This window comes from Sodalis sp. RH21, from assembly GCF_047324175.1.
GTDB lineage: Bacteria > Pseudomonadota > Gammaproteobacteria > Enterobacterales > Enterobacteriaceae > Acerihabitans.
Map to the genome: position 1 here is coordinate 5,891,767 of NZ_CP178732.1, position 16,267 is coordinate 5,908,033.

The window sequence follows — 16,267 nt, forward strand, 5'->3', positions numbered from 1 at the left end:
AGCGTATACTACGCCACCTTTGAGAATCCTGGGTGTAGCGTTGAGAGCCTATCTCAGCAGATTTAAATCTGTTGAAAGTCTCTCCTCAGTGAATGTGCTGAGATGGGCTCTAAAGCCTGACGAGGCGGCTAACACCTTTTTACGAAGCTCGAGCTGATTAGATTTTTGGAGAATAGACATGTCCCGAGTCTGCCAAGTTACTGGCAAGCGCCCGGTGAGCGGCAATAACCGCTCCCACGCAATGAATGCGACCAAACGCCGTTTTCTGCCTAACCTGCACTCTCACCGTTTTTGGGTTGAGAGCGAAAAACGCTTTGTCACGCTGCGTGTATCTGCTAAAGGTATGCGTGTAATTGATAAGAAGGGCATCGAAACGGTCTTGACCGATTTGCGTGCCCGCGGTGAAAAGTATTAAGGAACTGAATCATGGCTAAAGGTGTTCGCGAGAAGATCAAGCTGGTTTCTTCTGCTGGTACTGGTCACTACTATACCACTACGAAGAATAAACGTACCAAACCGGAAAAGTTGGAATTGAAAAAATTCGATCCGGTTGTACGCCAGCACGTGCTGTACAAAGAAGCTAAAATCAAATAATTTTAGCGGACTGCAAAAAAACCCGGCTTCGGCCGGGTTTTTTATGTGTTTTTTATCCATTTTTTATCCATGCGACGTAACGTACATACGGGTGAAAACATGCCGGAACTTCCAGAAGTTGAAACCAGCCGCCGGGGCATCGAACCCTGGGTGGCCGGTCACAGCATAAAACATGCTGTGGTCCGCAATGCCAGCCTGCGCTGGCCGGTCTCCGGCGAGATTATCGCCCTGCGCGACCAGAAAGTGCTGAGCGTGCAGCGGCGGGCCAAATATCTGCTGCTGGAGCTGACGGAAGGCTGGATCATTATTCATCTGGGTATGTCGGGCAGCCTGCGCGTGTTGCCAGAGCCGCTGCCGCCGGGGAAACACGATCATGTCGATCTGGTGATGAGTAACGGCTGCACCATCCGTTATACCGATCCGCGGCGTTTCGGCGCCTGGTTATGGACTGACGATCTCACCACCAGCAAGGTGCTGGCGCATCTGGGTCCGGAACCGCTGAGCGACGCGTTCAACGGCCCGTGGCTGTATGAGAAATCGCGTAATAAACGCACCCTGGTTAAACCCTGGCTGATGGACAACAAGCTGGTGGTGGGCGTGGGTAATATTTATGCCAGCGAGTCGCTGTTTGTAGCGGGTATTTTGCCTGACCGGCCCGCGGGTTCGCTGACCGCGGCCGAGGCCGAATTGCTGGTGCGCACCATCAAGGCGGTATTGCTGCGCTCCATCGAGCAAGGGGGCACCACGCTGCGCGATTTTATGCAATCGGACGGCAAGCCCGGGTATTTTGTACAGGAGCTGCAGGTTTACGGCCGGGCGGGGCAGGAGTGCCGGGTATGCGGCATGCCGATCCAGATAGCCAAGCACGGCCAGCGCAGCACCTTTTTTTGCCCCAACTGCCAGCATTGAATCAGGGATGGAGCCGCGCTTTCACTTCTTTGGCGATAGGGCCCGGCAGGAAATAATCGACGTTTCCCCCGTGCAGCGCGACTTCTTTTACCAGCGTCGATGAAATATACGACCATTCCTGGGCCGGCATCAGAAACACGCTTTCCAGTTCCGGCATCAAATGCTGGTTCATCTTGGCCAGCTGCATTTCATATTCAAAATCCGATACCGCCCGCAGCCCCCGCACCAGGATATTGGCCTGCTGCTGGCGGGCGAAATTGGCCATCAGGTCGCCAAAGCCGATAACCTCGATGTTGGACAAATGGCCGGTAACCTGTTTTGCCAGGTCGACGCGCTCTTCCAGCGTAAACAGCGGTTTTTTGCTGGGGCTGAAGGCAATGGCCAGGATAACCCGATCGAACATCTTGGCGGCGCGGGTCACCAAATCCAGATGCCCGTTGGTCAGCGGATCAAAGGTGCCGGGATAAATTGCTTTGGTTGTCATCGGGAATCTCTCTCGCTGGTGCGGCGAAGCGCCCACAAGGCGGCATACTTGTTGAAAGTATACTGTGCGTTCACCGCCGCCAGCAATAAACCCTGTTTGCCATCAAGAAATCCGGCGCGCAGCAGCCAGGTTTTGATAAAGGCCCCCAGCGTATGGCTGATAATGGACCAAAAACCGCAGGTCTTGTTTTGCCGGTGCCGCTCAAGGGCCCAGGCCTCGGCGTATTGCAACTGCTTGCGCTGGAATGCTATCAGGTCGCGGCAGGTGAGGTGCTGCAGGTTGCCGTTTAGCCGGACCACCTTGGCTTGCCGGGTATCAAGGGATTCATGCACCGGATTATCGTTATAGCGATAAAGCCCGCGCTCATACAGCCGCACCACCCGATCCGGATACCAGCCGCTATGGCGCATAAAGCGGCCGAGAAACAGGTTGGATCGCGCACAGCTGTATACCGAGCCGGCCTGCGGCTGGCGCAATACCGCCTCGATGGACCGGCGCAGTTCAGGTGTGACGCGCTCGTCGGCATCCAGCATCAGGATAAAATCGCCGGTGGCATACCCCTGCGCCCGTTGGCGCTGTTTGCCGAAGCCCGGCCAATCCGTGGCCGTAAATACCCTGGCGCCCGCGTGGCGGGCGATTTGGCGCGTATCGTCGGTGCTGGCTGAATCCAGCACCACGATCTCGTCCGCCCATTGCACCGAGGCGAGGCACTCCGGCAACAGCCCGGCTTCGTTATGGACAATCAGCACGACCGAAAGACGTTTTCCCGACCCCATTCACTGGCTCCGCTGCGGCAGATAAGGCTCCAGCAAGTGTAGCAGCCGCTGCAAAGCGCCCTGGTTCTGGTGCAGCACGTCCACTGCGTGGCGGCCGTAATAGAGGCGATAATCCTCATCGGTAAGCAGGGTGGTGACCTCCTTGACCAGCGACGGCACGTCGGTGACGGTAATCAGCCCGCCGGCCTCGGCCAGCTTGCTGCAAATATCCTTGAAATTAATAGTGTTGGGGCCCATCAGCACCGGAATGGCATGGGCGGCGGCCTCAAGGGGATTATGGCCGCCGCGCTCTACCAGGCTGCCGCCGACAAAGGCCAAATCGGCAATGCCGTACAGCAGCATCAGTTCGCCCATGGTATCGCCAATCACCACCTGCGTATCGTGGGCGGGAATCTCGCCGGAACTGCGCAGGATTGACGTCAGGCCGGCTTTTTGCGTCATGTCCCGGGCGGCGGAAAAGCGCTCCGGATGCCGCGGCACCAGGATCAGCAGCAAATCGGGAAACGCGGTCAGCAACTGGCGGTGGGCCTGCAGCAGCAGGGTTTCTTCCCCTTCGTGGGTGCTGGCCGCAATCCATACCTGCCGGCGGGACGCCCACTGGCGGCGCAGGGTCAGCGCCCGAGCCGCCAGCTCCGGCGTGACGGAAATATCAAACTTCAGGCTGCCGGTGATGGCCAGCTGGTTGCGTTTTAACCCTAAATCCAGGAACCGGGCGCCGTCGTCTTCAGTTTGCGCGGCGATAAGCGTAATGCGGCGCATGATGTTGGCCACAAAGCCGCTGAATCGCTTATAACCGGCGGCGGAGCGGGCGGACAAGCGCGCATTGGCCACCACCAGCGGAATTTTACGCCGGTGCAGGGCTTTAATCAGATTGGGCCACAGCTCGGTTTCCATCACGATAACCAATTTGGGATTCACATGATTAAGAAACCGGTTCATGGCGTCCGGCAGGTCATAGGGCAAATAGACATGATGGACATCTTTGCCGAAAGCCGACTGCACCCGCTCGGAACCGGTGGGGGTCATGGTGGTCACGGTGATGGGCAAAAAGGGGTAGCGGTGGCGCAACGCCCGCACCAGCGGAATGGCCGCCAGGGTTTCACCCACGGAGACTGAATGCAGCATGATGCCGCCAGGCTTCACCTTGCCCTGGCAATATCCGTAACGCTCCGCCCACCGGCGACGGTAGGCCGGCGCTTTGCGGCTGCGCCATAATAACCGGACCCATATCAGCGGCTGAATGAGATAGATGATTATGTTATAGATCATTATAGTTAGCTATAGTAAGGCACCGCGTCTGGTGTGCTGAGTTAAGGGTGCTGAGTTAAGCGTTAACGAAATTATTAAAAGCGCATTTTAATGCGTGTCCATGCTAACAGATAAGTCGCTTTCCCACATTATATCCGGTGTTTTTATGATGGGAGTAATTGCCGGTAAAGCTGGGTCAACTGTTGGGAAAGCCGGGCGGGCGTGCATTCCTTGACGCGTTCGCGGGCGGCAATGCCCATCTCGGGGCGCAATGGCACGGGCGCGACGGCGCCGACGAACGCCTTCAGGGTACCGATATCCAGCGCATCGCAGACGAACCCCTGTACCCCGTTTTCGATAAATTCCGCCCCGCCGCAGCTCTGGCTGGTAATCACCGGCAGGCCGCAGGCCATGGCTTCAAGTATCACATTTGGGAATGGATCGTAGAGGGTCGGCAGCAGTAAACCATCCGCCCCATGGTAAAAAGGCAGCACGTCCTTTTGCACCCCGACAAAACGAATCCGCTGCCGGCATCCCAGGCTTTGGGCCAATGCGCGGTATTTTTCCTGCTGTTTATCCTGCCCCACCACAATCAGGTAACGATCGGTGGCGGCGACGGCGGCGATGGCGGCCTTCAGCCCTTTGCGTTCAAATCCGGAACCCACATAAATCAGCGCGCACGCTTGCGCGGGAATAGCCAATTGCTGCCTGGCCCGATCGCGTTGTTCGGCCGACGCCGGGTAAAAGCGGGCCGAGTCGATGGAATTATAAATCAGGGCGAATTTATCTTCCGGTACCTGGTAACAACGGATGATATCGTTTTTTACCATGATGGAATTGCAGATGATTTTTTTAAGCTCCGGGGAATGGAACATCGCCCGTTCGGCTTCCAGCACATAACGATGATAACCGCTCAGGGAGGTTAACCACTGCTGATAAGCGGGGATAATGCGCGCCCGTTGCTCAAGCCAGGCCTTATGCACGCCGTCGCCGGCGCGGAACACATCGCAGCCGGCAATGCGCTCGTGGCTTTGCACCAGGTCAAAGCGTTCTTGACGCCAGCATTGGCGCGCCGCCCGGGCGAAACCGCGCTCGCGGGATACGCGGCCCCATTTTGGCGGATTGCAAATATGCACATGCCAGTCTGGACGCGGCTCGCCCGACCACTGCCGGGTCAGGATATTCAGCTCCAGCTCATCATTATCCAGGGCTTCCAGGGCCCGGGAGATAAACCGCTCCGCGCCGCCATCGGGGCGGTATTTTTGGCGCACGATGGCCAGTCTGGTTTTTTTCATGACCCTGTGTTCATGGCATGGTTCTCGGATTGATCGTCCCGTTATCGCGGTAACGGATCGCGGGGTTGGGATAAATAGCGTTCGGCCGCCGCCAGCACCACCTCAACCGGTATCGCATCAAGATAGCGTTGCTGCGTGCGGGTATCAATGGCATCGGGCGCAGGCAGTTCGGTGAAATCACCGGCCCAGATCACGGTGCTGTTAGCGCTCCAGGGCCGCCAGTGTTGCAATTTAGTCGGGCCGAACAGGGCGATACAGGGCGTATTCAGCGCCGCCGCCATATGCATCGGCGCGGAATCGACCCCGATAAACAGCCGCGCCCGGTCAATCACCGCCGCCAATTGGGTCAGGGTCAATTCCCCCGCCAGGGAAACGACCCGGGTATTGTGGCAAAGGGAGAGGATATGAGCGATCATGTCGCGCTCTTTTTTATCCGGCGCGGCGGTAAGGACAATCGGCAGTTCCTGGCGCTGCAACACATCAATCAGCCGCGCCATCTTGGCATCGTCCCAGCATTTATACGTCCAGCGGGACGTGGGCTGGATGACGATGTAGTCGCCGGTGATGCCGTGCTCATCTAATTTTTGCTGCCGAAATGCCCCGTCGGCGGGAGGATAGTACATGGACGCGCGGCGATCGGTTATTCCGATATCCAGCGGCGCCAGGATGCTGAGATTTTGCTCAACGGTATGCAGCTTGCCGTGGTTTTGCGTGGTGACCAGGGCGGTATGCGCCCGGCGCCAGAAGAACGAGCGGCGCTTTTGATAATCGAAGCCGATGCGTACCGGCGCGCCGCTTAACAGCGTAATGGCGGCGCTGCGCCATTGGTCGGCCAGATTAATGACCAAATCAAAACGGCGGGCGCGGATGCTTTTCAGCAGGGCGAATTCCTGTTGCAACTGATAGCGCAACCCCTGTTTTTTCCATGAGCGGTCAATGGCGTGGATCGTTGAAATAGCCGGATGAAAGCGCAGGATGGCTTCGGTTTCTTTATACAGCAGGATATCGATTTCACAGTTGGGATAACGTTCGTGCAGGGCGTTGATAACCGGCGTGGTCAACAGCATATCGCCATGATGGCGCAGCTTGATCAATAGTATTCGTTTAAAGGTAGTTGGTGAAACGGCATGGCGAATGGGCATGTTGGCGCTGACCTATATATACTCTGACTACTCAGACCATGGAATCCCGCTAAAATTCAGCGCTGGCGCCAGGCATAAATTCTGCGCAACCACAGCAATAACTGATACCACTGGCGTATACCCCGGGCATTGCGGATCATACGCTTGTGGGTGCCGCTGGCAAAAATATCGTTAATCATCGCCTGGCGGGCCGCCGGGTCCGGTTCGCGGCGCAGGGAGTGGCAGATGGATAAGGCTTCATGGGTCACCTGGATCGGGAACTCGGGGTACATTTTTATCTTGCCCCGATAGCGCTGATTAATCTGCTCCAGACGTTCAGCGATGCGGATATAGTGGCGCTGGTACTCCACGTTTTTCATGCCGGTTCTTGTTTGGTTGCTGATGGACTGGCCGTGGATATAGTAGCGGTACAGGACTTTCTGGGTATAGCGCACCCGCCGGGCGTTAAACATCAGCTCCGTCGTCCAGGGAATATCCTGGTGGTGCAGGCCGGGTTCGAACAGCAAATTAAGCTGCTTAACCAGCGCCAGCCGATAGATACCCAGCCAAACCACGTGCAGATAACGCTTGGTAGCCAGCGCTTTATGCAGCCAGTACGGCCCGTCCAATACGCCGGTGGACGTTAGCCGATCCGCAGGGATCAGAGTTTTAATACGCTTCGAACCGAGGAAATACCGTTCGCCGTTACACTGCGCGACATCCAGGTCGTCGCGTTCGGCCATGTCCATCAGGGTTTGATACATCGTGGGGTAGAGCAGGTCATCGGCATCGGGGAACGTGACATAAGCGCCTTGGGCAATGGACAGCCCGGCATTTCGCGCCCGCGATACGCCGCCGTTTTCCCGATCGAGCACGGTAATGCGCGGATCGTTTAACGCATATTCCCGGGCCTTGGCGCCCGACCCGTCGGTGGACCCATCATTAACAATGATGATTTCCATTTCTTGCAGCGACTGCGCAAGCAGCGACGTCATAAAACCCGCAAACATTTCGCCAGCGTTATAAAGTGGGATAATCACGCTAAGCTTGATCTTTGCCGATGGCAACTGCTCGATGGTCATAATTTCAACTGCCCGGCCACAGAATATAGCTTCCCTAGGCGCTAAAGCCCATAATTGCTGAAGAATTAATCAGATGACGCATTCCCGGTACGCGGTGCGGCATCCGCTAAGCGTAACATCATCAAAAAGCCCAAAACAAGCAGCATAAAATAAGGCGATTCGCGGTTATAAAATTGGCAATCACCTTGGCTGAAAAAGGTTACGGGTAGTGATAGCAGCAAAAACGCCGACGCGCCCGGAAATAGCACAAACGGATAAAACAGCAGCCCTATAAACAGCGTCAGCATCAGAATTCCGCCAAAAATGCCTTGCAGGGAAAGCGTATCCAGCAGGTCATTATGCATATGATACTGGACGTTATTCAAGGCTTCCACATTACTTGATTCATGTTGCTTAATGTATTGTGTAGCCAGGGCATTGCGGCTGTCCACCGATTGTCCGAGCGGATGCTGTTCAAAACTATACCAGGCGGATTTCCATAAGCTCAACCGGGCGCCTAGCGAAGTGCTGTTCTGCCCTTGCTTATAAAGTTCGGCCTCTTGTTTAATGGCGTCCAGGCGCTCAAGGGCGGGATGATAATAAGCTTTGCCGAAAAACAGGGCGCAGAGGCCTAATACCACGATGGCCGTGGTAAAAATGTGTTTATGGGTTTTTTTGCCATACAGCAATTCGTGTCCCAGGCAAAAAATCACAAATACCGCGTAAAAAATGAGCGCGGAGCGGGTTTCGGTGGCTAATAGGGTGATCAACGTCAGGGCGATGGCCAACAGGCAAAACGGGCGGTAAAGCTTGATGGCGAAGCGTCGCAGGCAATAAATCGTGACCATGGAAAACAACACCAGCATATACGCGCCGGACGTTGCCGCGTCCGCATTGATTTTTATCCGCTCGCCGGTTTTCAGATACTGCATGGTATCGGTCACCGCAATGAGTATCAGCAGTGCGAACAGCAAATAGCTGGCAAAAGAGGCGGCCCGCGGAGTAAAACGCCAGTGATTAAGGTTGCGCTGGATGCAATAAAGGACAAAAAAGCCTAATACCATGCGCTTACCGCTGATTTGATAATGATAGGCCACCAGGGGGAAATGCGGGCTGGTGGTGAGGGCCAGCCAAATTAATTTGCTAAGGCCCAGCAATAAAAACAGCGTTGGCAGGACATATAAATAAACCTTTTTATCAACCCGCACCACCAGGTAGATAAAATGGATAATGCTGATATAGGTCAATATATAAAACGCATTGCGGCTTACCGGCCCGGAAAATAAAAAGAAAGCGATGGAGACGCTGGTCAATATCAGGTAAATCATGGGGAGAATTTCGTCGATCTTGCGCGCGCGGTAAGCATTCATCACAGCAATCATTTAGCGGCACCAATATGGAAATATTTGTTTTTTATATACTTTATCAGCCACATCAGGCTGTAAGAATAGCGTTTTTGCAACCAGAGAACGTAAGCGTAGCGCTTCATTTCTTTATGCTTCACCGGCGAGTCCAGCGGTACTGATTGCCAGGGGGTGCGCTGATAGTAGGTGCTATACAGATCGGCTAACGGGCCTGACCCCCATAAATGCCAGGGCTTGCACTTCCCGGTGTAATGGATCAGTACCGTATCGGCCGGGATTTTTGGCCGGTGATTGATTTTATTGGCAATAATATCATAAATATAGTTATATTTTTTAGGCAGCAGCAGGACTTCCTTTTCTAACACCAAATTCAGCGCATCCTGATCCGGAAAGCGGAAATACCCCCCTTTAGCGGCGATTAAGTCGAGCAAACGCTCGGTGGTTTTTCGCTCTTTCCACACGGGAATGTTGATATACAGGAAACCGGAATTAAAATAATTTCCTGACTTCAGGCTGAGTTCAGGGCATAGCGTATTCCGCGCGCGCTTATTGTCATTTACCGCGCACAGGGTGTAAGACCCAAGGGATAAGTCCATTAGCGGCCTGAGGCTGCCTACGCAGAGCATATCGGCATCAAGATAAATCACCCTGGTTACCGTATCTTTGAGCAGTAACGGGATAAAAATACGATAATAAATGGTTTTGGCATACCGGCCGATACTGGGCAAATTATCAAAACACCCGGTATGATAAATATACAATGTGATGGCGATCGACCGGCGCGCCACCAGAGCCAGCAGCTTTTGCTTGATGGAATCGTTCAGGCCGGTGCTAAAAATATGGATATGAAAAAACGTGTCCGGGTTATTTTCCAGGATTGAAAACAATGTAATACCCATACCGCGGGCATAATGGTTGTCTACGCCAAACGCCAAGTGGCAAATTTGTTCCGGTGCGACCGATAATCTGTTTATGAGCGTCTCTTCATGCTCAATCATCTTTGTCACGGCTATGCTATCCATTGATCACATCCTTATGAATAAGCTTAGCAACAAAGAGGAAGATATCCTTGCGATTGTCCAGGGTTAAAGCAAATAATCTTAAGGGTGGGTGCTCAAAATGATAAGGCGCTGAAAACACATAAGACGTTGGCGCGATATCCGGCGGCGATACGATCAGCGTTTGGCCCAGCGGCCGCTGTTCGGCCATGCAGCATGGGCCGGACAGACAAATCACCGGTACCTGCTGTGCGTCGGCGATGTAAATATTGCCTGAATCGGAAGCGATGTAACAATCCATCCTGGAGATGGCATACGGCACTTCTTCCAGTTTCAATTGGCCCACCAGGCTGATAACGTTGCCGCTATTGCCCACGGCCTGATAAAAATCATCAAGATAGCGCAGCTCGTCCTGCGGCCCGAAGATATAAAACAGGCAAGGCAAAGGAGCCAGCGCCGTCAGGATCTGGGCCCATACGGCGGCCGGAATGGTCTTGGCTTTATTGCCCGCCGAAATGCTGATGCCGATTTTTAGTTTTCCCGGCACGTCCTGTATGGGCAGCGTCCGCTGGGGATGCCATAGGGGACGGGTGGCATGTTTGGGGGCGCTTTGCCAGGTCAGCGACCGGTCGGCGAGCTTTAAATAGTTTTCCACGGTTAATGTATCGCGGCGATGCTCCACGGTGCCCGTGGCCGTCAGGTAAAAAATGCCGTGATACCATTTGCGGGTATAGACCGATAAAAATTGTTTATTGCGGGCGTTACAAACCGCGGCATAAAACAGATTGGTGCTGTTGGGATGCAGCAGGTAAACGTTGCTATAACGATTGATAAGCTTAAAGGCCAGGCGCATTTTTTTAAGGAAGCCGGATTTATATTCCTCGATAAAAAAATAGTCCGCCAGGGTATCGTCATGGGAAGCCAGTGCGCCCACCCCGCGGCTGAGCAGCGCGTCCGAGCGGCCAAGATGCGCAAGTAGCGGCGTGATATTGACGAAATCGCCGATTTTGGCGGTTTGGATGACCAGGTTCCTACCGGTGTGCTTTTGGAAAGGCTTTAGCGCAAATTTTATCGGTAGCAATAAAATAAACAGAATCACATAGCTCATCAGATATTTTGTCCGCTCGCCTCAAGCGTTAGCAGGGAAGCTAATTCGTCGTAGACACGCGTCGCCGGCAGGTTTGCCAAACGGTTATCGTCTGACGGCAACGCATGCTGATTATCGCCATACCCACCGATAAGTCCCGGATCGGTGGGGCCATAAAGCGTAATGTTGGGCCTGTCGAGCGCGGCGGCCAGATGGCTTAAACCGGTATCGACCGACACCACCGCAGCAGCCCCGGCGAGCACCCCGGCAACCTCTGCTAGAGTAAGCCTGGGCAGTACTTCCACCCAAGGGTAATTATCCGAAAGACGCAACGCGCGCTGGTATTCCGGCGGGGTTCCCCACGGTAATTTGATCTGCATGTTCCAGGGCGAGAGCAATTCTATCAGCGCCCGCCAATGTGATTCAGGCCAGTGCTTCTCGTCGCGGGTCGTAGAGTGCAGAAAAACCAAATAGGGGGGGGCTGGCTGTCCATGCCCGCCGCCAATGCGGGCAAAATGGCCGGCTATGGAATAATCTCCCCGGCCGGGGGGGACCTGGTAACCCAGGCTGGCGGCGAACAGCTGGCGGATGCGTTCAACCGCATGCTGTTGGCGGGGGATATCATGGCGATGGTGGTAAAACCAGCTGGCGAAGGGTTCGCGGGCGCTTTTGCTATCCAGCCCGTGCTTTTCCCCTTTGGCCATGCGGGTTACCAATGCGGCGCTTTTGATTAATCCCTGCGCATCTATGACCCGGTCATACTGATAGAGTTGTAACTGCCGTTTAAAATCACAGCGCTCCTGACGGGTTTGCGCGCCAAACCAATTTTTCCGCCAGCGCCGGATAGCGACCGGAATAACGCGATCCACCGCCGGATGCCAGGACGGGATCTGGGCAAAACTCTCTTCCACCACCCAATCAAAACGAATTCCGGGCAGCAGGCGCATGGCATCCGTGAGGGCGGGCAGCGTATGCAGCACATCGCCCATGGAAGAGGTTTTGACGATCAATACCCGCATCAGCGTCCCCCGTCAGGGGTCAACAATATTGCCAATTCGGCGGCGACCTGGTCCGGTTGAATATCTATCAGGCTTTGATGGTAACCCTGCTGGTCATCGCCTTTACGAATACGCTGATAGCCTTCGATTAAACGGATCACTTTGGCGCGGTGGGAAAGCGGCGGCGTGAAATCTGGACTGCTGGGGCCATACAGCGCCACCAGGGGTCGCTCCAGGGCGGCGGCGATATGCATCAAGCCGGAATCGTTGCTGACTATCGCCCGGCAGGCGGCTATTAACGCCACCGCCTGCTCCAGCGAGGTCTGGCCCGCCAGGTTGCGGCAATGTTCGCGGGCGGATGCCGGCAGCGGGGCGAGGATATCATCACCCGCCGCGCGATCGTTGGCCGACCCGAAAAGCAGTACCTGATAACCGCGGGCGATCATGGTTTCCGCCAGCGCGGCATAATGGTAATGGGGCCAGCGCTTGGCCGGCCCGAATTCGGCGCCGGGACAAAAGCCGATGGTCGGCCGGCCGTTTTGTATGCCAAAACTGGCGCAGGCCGCCAGGATTTCATCTTGCGCGACCTGTAAACGCGGCCAAAGCAAGGGTTGGGGCAAATCATCGGCGCTATGGATTTCCGCTTGTTCATAGGCCAGCGCCACATAGCGCTGCACCATCAGCGGAAACGCGGTTTTATCCAGCACCCGCAGATCGTTAAGCAGGCCATAGCGCATTTCCCCGCGCCAGCCGGTGCGCTTGGTAATGCCGGCAAAAAAAGGGACCAGGGCGGATTTAAAGGAATTCGGCAACACCAGCGCCTGATTGTAGCCTTGGCCGCGCAGTGACCGGCCAAGCCGCCGGCGTTCGGCCAGCGCCAGCGTCCCATGCCCGAGCGGCATGGGCAACGCCTGGCTGACTTCCGGCATGCGGTTCAATAGCGGACGGCACCAGGCGGGCGCCATCACGTCTATCTCGGCGGCAGGATGAAGGGATATCAGGGTGCGATAGAGACTTTGCGACATCATCATATCGCCTACCCAGGATGGCCCGATAACCAGTATTTTCATACCGAGGGTATCTTTCCTTGCGCTAGCATTAACGGTTGCGGTTCAGCCAGGATAAATAATCGGCCACGCCTTCGGCGACCGTTTTAAACGGCTTGTCGTAACCCGCGGCCCGCAATTGGGTCAGATCGGCCTGGGTATAGGCCTGGTAGCGGCCCTTCAGCTTTTCGGGAAAATCGATATATTCAATCTGGCCTTTTTTATGGAAATCCAGCACCGCGTCCGCTACCGCCTGGAAGGATTCGGCCCGACCGGTACCGCAGTTGAAAATGCCGGAGACATTATTTTTCCAAAACCATAGATTAACGTCGGCCACGTCGGCTACGTATACAAAATCTCGCTTGAAACCTTCGCTGCCGGAGAACAATTTCGGGTTCTCGCCGGCATTGATTTGGTTATTTAAATGAAAAGCGACGCTTGCCATGCTGCCTTTATGGCCTTCATGGGGGCCGTAGACGTTAAAATAACGAAAACCGCAGATCTGGGATTCCGCTTCCGGCAAAATGGTACGAACATACTGATCGAACAGGAATTTTGAATAGCCATATACGTTCAACGGCTGTTCGTATTGGCGCTGCTCGATAAAATGTTCCGTCCTGCCGCCATAGGTGGCCGCGGAAGAGGCATATAAAAAGGGAATTGAGCGTTCCAGGCAGAAATGCAGCAGTTCTTTGGAGTATTGATAGTTATTGTCCATCATATACTTGCCATCCCACTCGGTAGTGGAGGAGCAGGCGCCTTCATGGAACACCGCTTCGATGTCGCCAAAATCATCCCCGGCCATAACGCTGGCGATAAAGTCTTCTTTATCCATGTAATCGGTGATATCCAGATCCACCAGATTAATGAACTTGGTGCCATCCTTGAGGTTATCCACCACCAGGATATCGCTATATCCCATCAGGTTAAGCGATTTAACTATATTACTGCCGATAAATCCGGCCCCACCGGTGACGACTATCATGGGTTACCCTTGTTGATCTTGATGGAGCCGGCACTGTGTCTGCTCCTTAATACCCCTATCATAGCATTTCCTCAGAGGCCTTAATATCTATGCGGTGAAGTTGCCCCGAAGTCAGGGTAATATGGCGAAAAATTTTACTTAATTAAACAGACTGTTTCTGTTTATCAGTAAGATAACGCACCTTCCTGGTGTAGTCCTGGGATTCGAACAGCAATGGCGTATCCGGCGATTGCAGGTATTTTTGCCACTCCGTCAAGGGGAAACCGCCGTGGGCCCCCACCACCTGCGCCGGAATGATCGAAGGCGTGCCGCCGATTTTTTTCGAGACCGGCCAATTCATCCATTCGCCGAGATTGATGGTGCGGATATCCAGGACATCAAGCATGGCGGCCAGGGGCAATTGATCGGTCGGGGGCTGGCTATCGCTCATCCTTTCCCACGTATCCATGAAAAACGCTATCCAGATGGGGCACATGCGTTGCCACGTCCTGCGCGTTGCCGCCAAAAAAGCGCCGTTAACGTGATCCACCAGCCGGGGACGTATGGCATCACGATAATAAGCCGGGATGCCCTGCGTCGGGATGCCGCTTAGTTTGGCGATCATTTTTCCCCGCCTGAAACTGGAGTAAATCTCATCGTCCACCAGTTGGATATCCGGCATCTGCAGCAGGTTCAAATCGGAGTCGATCATCAAAATGGCGTCGGTGCGGGCCTGCAACGGGGCTTGCAGCTTGACCAACCGGCTGAGATAGATTTGTTTATATTGATAATCACCGGTGCGGGTTTCCGTCGCCAGCGTGACCACCCGCACTTTTGCCGGCAGAAGCGGGAATTTATGCGCAGGTTGGTCGGTGACTATCACGATTTCCTGCACGGCGCCGGCGAAGCGCTCGGCAAAGGCGGCGCTTAGCACCGCCTCGGTTATATAGTCCTCGCCCACCGATGGAATAACCACCGATGTGACCGGCAGACGCGGCTGCGCCGATGTCTCCCCGGGCTGATAGGGAATATTGTGGCGATGAACGATCCGGCGATACTTGGGGTTTAAAAAATCAAACATAGGAATCTCAAATAGGTTTTATGCTGCCGAGCACCGCTTCGACACCGAGAACATATTTATCAATGGTAAATTGGTTCTTAACCATTTGATTGGCCTGCTGCGCCAGTTTACGTCGATACTGGGCATCGAGATAAACCGTTTTAAAATGTTTGAACAGGGTTTGCGTATCCCCATAAGGAAACAGCAAACCGGTTTGATCGTGTTTGATCAATTCCGTGGTGCCGGTAACGTCCGAACCGATTACCACCGTATTGAGCAGCATGGCTTCCAGTACCACGCGCGGCAGGCCTTCGCTGCGCGACGCCAGGATAAAAGTATCGAAGGCGGCCAGGTATTCCATGGCGTTGCTTTTGAAACCGGTAAATACCACTTTATCCAGAATGCGATAGCTGGCGGCCATGCGCACCAATTTCTGATGTTCCGGCCCGGCCCCGACGATAATCATTTTCCAGCGCGCCTCGGGAAAGGCTTGGTTGAATAAATGCAATGCCTGCAAGGTATGATGATGGGACTTGCGCGGGATAAGCGACCCGATGCTGCCGAAAAGGAAGGTTTGATCGTCCGCGCCCAGCGATTGGCGCAACGGCCGGCCGTCAGGCAGCGGCTGATTGATATCAATGCCGTTAAAGACGGTATAACAAATGTCTTGTTTGACGCCGCTTTGCACCAGTTTTTCCTGTACGCCGGCGGATACCGAAATAATGGCATGGCATAAATCATTGACCATTTTAACTATTTGGCGATTAAGCAGGGGTTCGATACGGCAATGCTGCACCACCGTGGTTGACAGACCGGTAGTGGAAAAATAGCCTTCCACATTGGAACTGGGCTGATTATTCATATATAAAATATCGTATTGGCCCATTTCCAATAAGGAATTGATTTTATTTATATTTGGATTGATGCGCCAAATTTTATCGATGGCATAAATAGAGGCCGATCGTAGTTTTTTGCTAAAAAAGAATAGGGTGCGCAGGATTTCTTTAGCCCATTTAGCCCATGATGGTTGCTGGGTCTGGGGAATAAAGAACACCTGGATATCCAGCGCGGCCAGCGCCTCGCTGATAGTCTCATTTTTGTCTCTGACATAGTTGTTGTAAAAACAGCAACTAATATCGAATTTTTCGCGGTCAATGCGTTTTAGGAGTTCAAGCATGCTATTAGTGCCACCGCCCCATTCCTTGCCGCTGTCCAAGAGAAGTATTTTCAACCGGCTTTGTGGCATTGTCATGCATTCCCAA

The 16,267-nt window shown here is 54.2% G+C and carries 17 protein-coding genes; 3 read left to right on the forward strand and 14 right to left on the reverse strand.

The window, feature by feature from the left end; all coding sequences use genetic code 11:
- Positions 1–178 precede the first annotated feature (178 nt).
- From rpmB to mutM, 3 genes are all read left to right on the forward strand, one after another.
- On the forward strand, positions 179–415 hold the full coding sequence (gene rpmB / locus ACL2XP_RS27210; protein WP_132924257.1) for a 50S ribosomal protein L28: 237 nt from the start codon (positions 179–181) through the stop codon (positions 413–415).
- Between the two features lie 11 nt (positions 416–426).
- Positions 427–594 (forward strand): 50S ribosomal protein L33, encoded by a 168-nt coding sequence (gene rpmG, locus ACL2XP_RS27215; RefSeq protein ID WP_012882902.1) that lies wholly within the window; start codon positions 427–429, stop codon positions 592–594.
- A 99-nt stretch (positions 595–693) separates the two neighbouring features.
- Complete coding sequence (gene mutM / locus ACL2XP_RS27220; RefSeq protein ID WP_413736531.1) at positions 694–1,503, forward strand: bifunctional DNA-formamidopyrimidine glycosylase/DNA-(apurinic or apyrimidinic site) lyase; 810 nt, start codon at positions 694–696, stop codon at positions 1,501–1,503.
- A 1-nt stretch (position 1,504) separates the two neighbouring features.
- Here the strand turns inward: mutM and coaD are convergent, their stop codons facing one another.
- The 14 genes from coaD to ACL2XP_RS27290 form a co-directional block, all read right to left on the reverse strand.
- Positions 1,505–1,987 carry a pantetheine-phosphate adenylyltransferase gene (gene coaD, locus ACL2XP_RS27225; RefSeq protein WP_413736532.1) on the reverse strand — a complete coding sequence of 161 codons (483 nt, stop codon included), beginning with the start codon at positions 1,985–1,987 and terminating at the stop codon, positions 1,505–1,507.
- Positions 1,984–2,763, reverse strand: coding sequence for a glycosyltransferase family 2 protein (locus tag ACL2XP_RS27230; RefSeq protein ID WP_413736533.1), 780 nt, complete (start codon positions 2,761–2,763; stop codon positions 1,984–1,986). The genes coaD and ACL2XP_RS27230 overlap by 4 nt, the downstream gene beginning before the upstream one ends.
- Positions 2,764–4,032: a lipid IV(A) 3-deoxy-D-manno-octulosonic acid transferase gene (gene waaA, locus ACL2XP_RS27235; RefSeq protein ID WP_413736534.1), complete on the reverse strand. Its 1,269-nt coding sequence runs from the start codon at positions 4,030–4,032 to the stop codon at positions 2,764–2,766.
- Positions 4,033–4,175: 143 nt separating this feature from the next.
- Positions 4,176–5,306, reverse strand: coding sequence for a glycosyltransferase family 4 protein (locus ACL2XP_RS27240; RefSeq protein ID WP_413736535.1), 1,131 nt, complete (start codon positions 5,304–5,306; stop codon positions 4,176–4,178).
- Positions 5,307–5,347: 41 nt separating this feature from the next.
- Positions 5,348–6,448: a putative lipopolysaccharide heptosyltransferase III gene (gene rfaQ / locus ACL2XP_RS27245; RefSeq protein WP_413736536.1), complete on the reverse strand. Its 1,101-nt coding sequence runs from the start codon at positions 6,446–6,448 to the stop codon at positions 5,348–5,350.
- Between the two features lie 56 nt (positions 6,449–6,504).
- Entirely contained in the window at positions 6,505–7,509 is a 1,005-nt protein-coding gene (locus ACL2XP_RS27250; RefSeq protein WP_413736537.1) for a glycosyltransferase, read from the reverse strand.
- 65 nt (positions 7,510–7,574) lie between these two features.
- Positions 7,575–8,870, reverse strand: a complete 1,296-nt coding sequence (locus ACL2XP_RS27255) for an O-antigen ligase family protein (protein WP_413736538.1) — start codon at positions 8,868–8,870, stop codon at positions 7,575–7,577.
- Positions 8,867–9,874: a glycosyltransferase family 8 protein gene (locus tag ACL2XP_RS27260; protein ID WP_413736539.1), complete on the reverse strand. Its 1,008-nt coding sequence runs from the start codon at positions 9,872–9,874 to the stop codon at positions 8,867–8,869. Before ACL2XP_RS27260 ends, ACL2XP_RS27255 begins: the two co-directional genes overlap by 4 nt.
- On the reverse strand, positions 9,867–10,958 hold the full coding sequence (locus ACL2XP_RS27265) for a glycosyltransferase family 9 protein (RefSeq protein WP_413736540.1): 1,092 nt from the start codon (positions 10,956–10,958) through the stop codon (positions 9,867–9,869). The genes ACL2XP_RS27260 and ACL2XP_RS27265 overlap by 8 nt, the downstream gene beginning before the upstream one ends.
- Positions 10,958–11,956 carry a lipopolysaccharide heptosyltransferase RfaC gene (rfaC, locus tag ACL2XP_RS27270; protein WP_413736541.1) on the reverse strand — a complete coding sequence of 333 codons (999 nt, stop codon included), beginning with the start codon at positions 11,954–11,956 and terminating at the stop codon, positions 10,958–10,960. Before rfaC ends, ACL2XP_RS27265 begins: the two co-directional genes overlap by 1 nt.
- Positions 11,956–13,005, reverse strand: a complete 1,050-nt coding sequence (gene rfaF / locus ACL2XP_RS27275) for an ADP-heptose--LPS heptosyltransferase RfaF (protein WP_413736542.1) — start codon at positions 13,003–13,005, stop codon at positions 11,956–11,958. The genes rfaC and rfaF overlap by 1 nt, the downstream gene beginning before the upstream one ends.
- 28 nt (positions 13,006–13,033) lie before the next feature.
- A complete protein-coding gene (gene rfaD / locus ACL2XP_RS27280; RefSeq protein WP_413736543.1) occupies positions 13,034–13,966 on the reverse strand; it encodes an ADP-glyceromanno-heptose 6-epimerase in 933 nt (310 codons plus the stop codon).
- Positions 13,967–14,108: 142 nt separating this feature from the next.
- A complete protein-coding gene (locus tag ACL2XP_RS27285; protein WP_413736544.1) occupies positions 14,109–15,026 on the reverse strand; it encodes a hypothetical protein in 918 nt (305 codons plus the stop codon).
- Between the two features lie 7 nt (positions 15,027–15,033).
- Positions 15,034–16,251 (reverse strand): glycosyltransferase, encoded by a 1,218-nt coding sequence (locus ACL2XP_RS27290; protein ID WP_413739307.1) that lies wholly within the window; start codon positions 16,249–16,251, stop codon positions 15,034–15,036.
- Positions 16,252–16,267 lie beyond the last annotated feature (16 nt).

What these genes read in the sequence shown, in the direction of transcription:
- rpmB (WP_132924257.1), top strand. Translation starts at nt 179, where the DNA reads ATGTCCCGAGTCTGCCAAGTTACTGGCAAGCGCCCGGTGAGCGGCAAT.
- rpmG (WP_012882902.1), top strand. Translation starts at nt 427, where the DNA reads ATGGCTAAAGGTGTTCGCGAGAAGATCAAGCTGGTTTCTTCTGCTGGT.
- mutM (WP_413736531.1), top strand. Translation starts at nt 694, where the DNA reads ATGCCGGAACTTCCAGAAGTTGAAACCAGCCGCCGGGGCATCGAACCC.
- coaD (WP_413736532.1), bottom strand. Translation starts at nt 1,987, where the DNA reads ATGACAACCAAAGCAATTTATCCCGGCACCTTTGATCCGCTGACCAAC.
- ACL2XP_RS27230 (WP_413736533.1), bottom strand. Translation starts at nt 2,763, where the DNA reads ATGGGGTCGGGAAAACGTCTTTCGGTCGTGCTGATTGTCCATAACGAA.
- waaA (WP_413736534.1), bottom strand. Translation starts at nt 4,032, where the DNA reads ATGATCTATAACATAATCATCTATCTCATTCAGCCGCTGATATGGGTC.
- ACL2XP_RS27240 (WP_413736535.1), bottom strand. Translation starts at nt 5,306, where the DNA reads ATGAAAAAAACCAGACTGGCCATCGTGCGCCAAAAATACCGCCCCGAT.
- rfaQ (WP_413736536.1), bottom strand. Translation starts at nt 6,448, where the DNA reads ATGCCCATTCGCCATGCCGTTTCACCAACTACCTTTAAACGAATACTA.
- ACL2XP_RS27250 (WP_413736537.1), bottom strand. Translation starts at nt 7,509, where the DNA reads ATGACCATCGAGCAGTTGCCATCGGCAAAGATCAAGCTTAGCGTGATT.
- ACL2XP_RS27255 (WP_413736538.1), bottom strand. Translation starts at nt 8,870, where the DNA reads ATGATTGCTGTGATGAATGCTTACCGCGCGCGCAAGATCGACGAAATT.
- ACL2XP_RS27260 (WP_413736539.1), bottom strand. Translation starts at nt 9,874, where the DNA reads ATGGATAGCATAGCCGTGACAAAGATGATTGAGCATGAAGAGACGCTC.
- ACL2XP_RS27265 (WP_413736540.1), bottom strand. Translation starts at nt 10,958, where the DNA reads ATGAGCTATGTGATTCTGTTTATTTTATTGCTACCGATAAAATTTGCG.
- rfaC (WP_413736541.1), bottom strand. Translation starts at nt 11,956, where the DNA reads ATGCGGGTATTGATCGTCAAAACCTCTTCCATGGGCGATGTGCTGCAT.
- rfaF (WP_413736542.1), bottom strand. Translation starts at nt 13,005, where the DNA reads ATGAAAATACTGGTTATCGGGCCATCCTGGGTAGGCGATATGATGATG.
- rfaD (WP_413736543.1), bottom strand. Translation starts at nt 13,966, where the DNA reads ATGATAGTCGTCACCGGTGGGGCCGGATTTATCGGCAGTAATATAGTT.
- ACL2XP_RS27285 (WP_413736544.1), bottom strand. Translation starts at nt 15,026, where the DNA reads ATGTTTGATTTTTTAAACCCCAAGTATCGCCGGATCGTTCATCGCCAC.
- ACL2XP_RS27290 (WP_413739307.1), bottom strand. Translation starts at nt 16,251, where the DNA reads ATGCCACAAAGCCGGTTGAAAATACTTCTCTTGGACAGCGGCAAGGAA.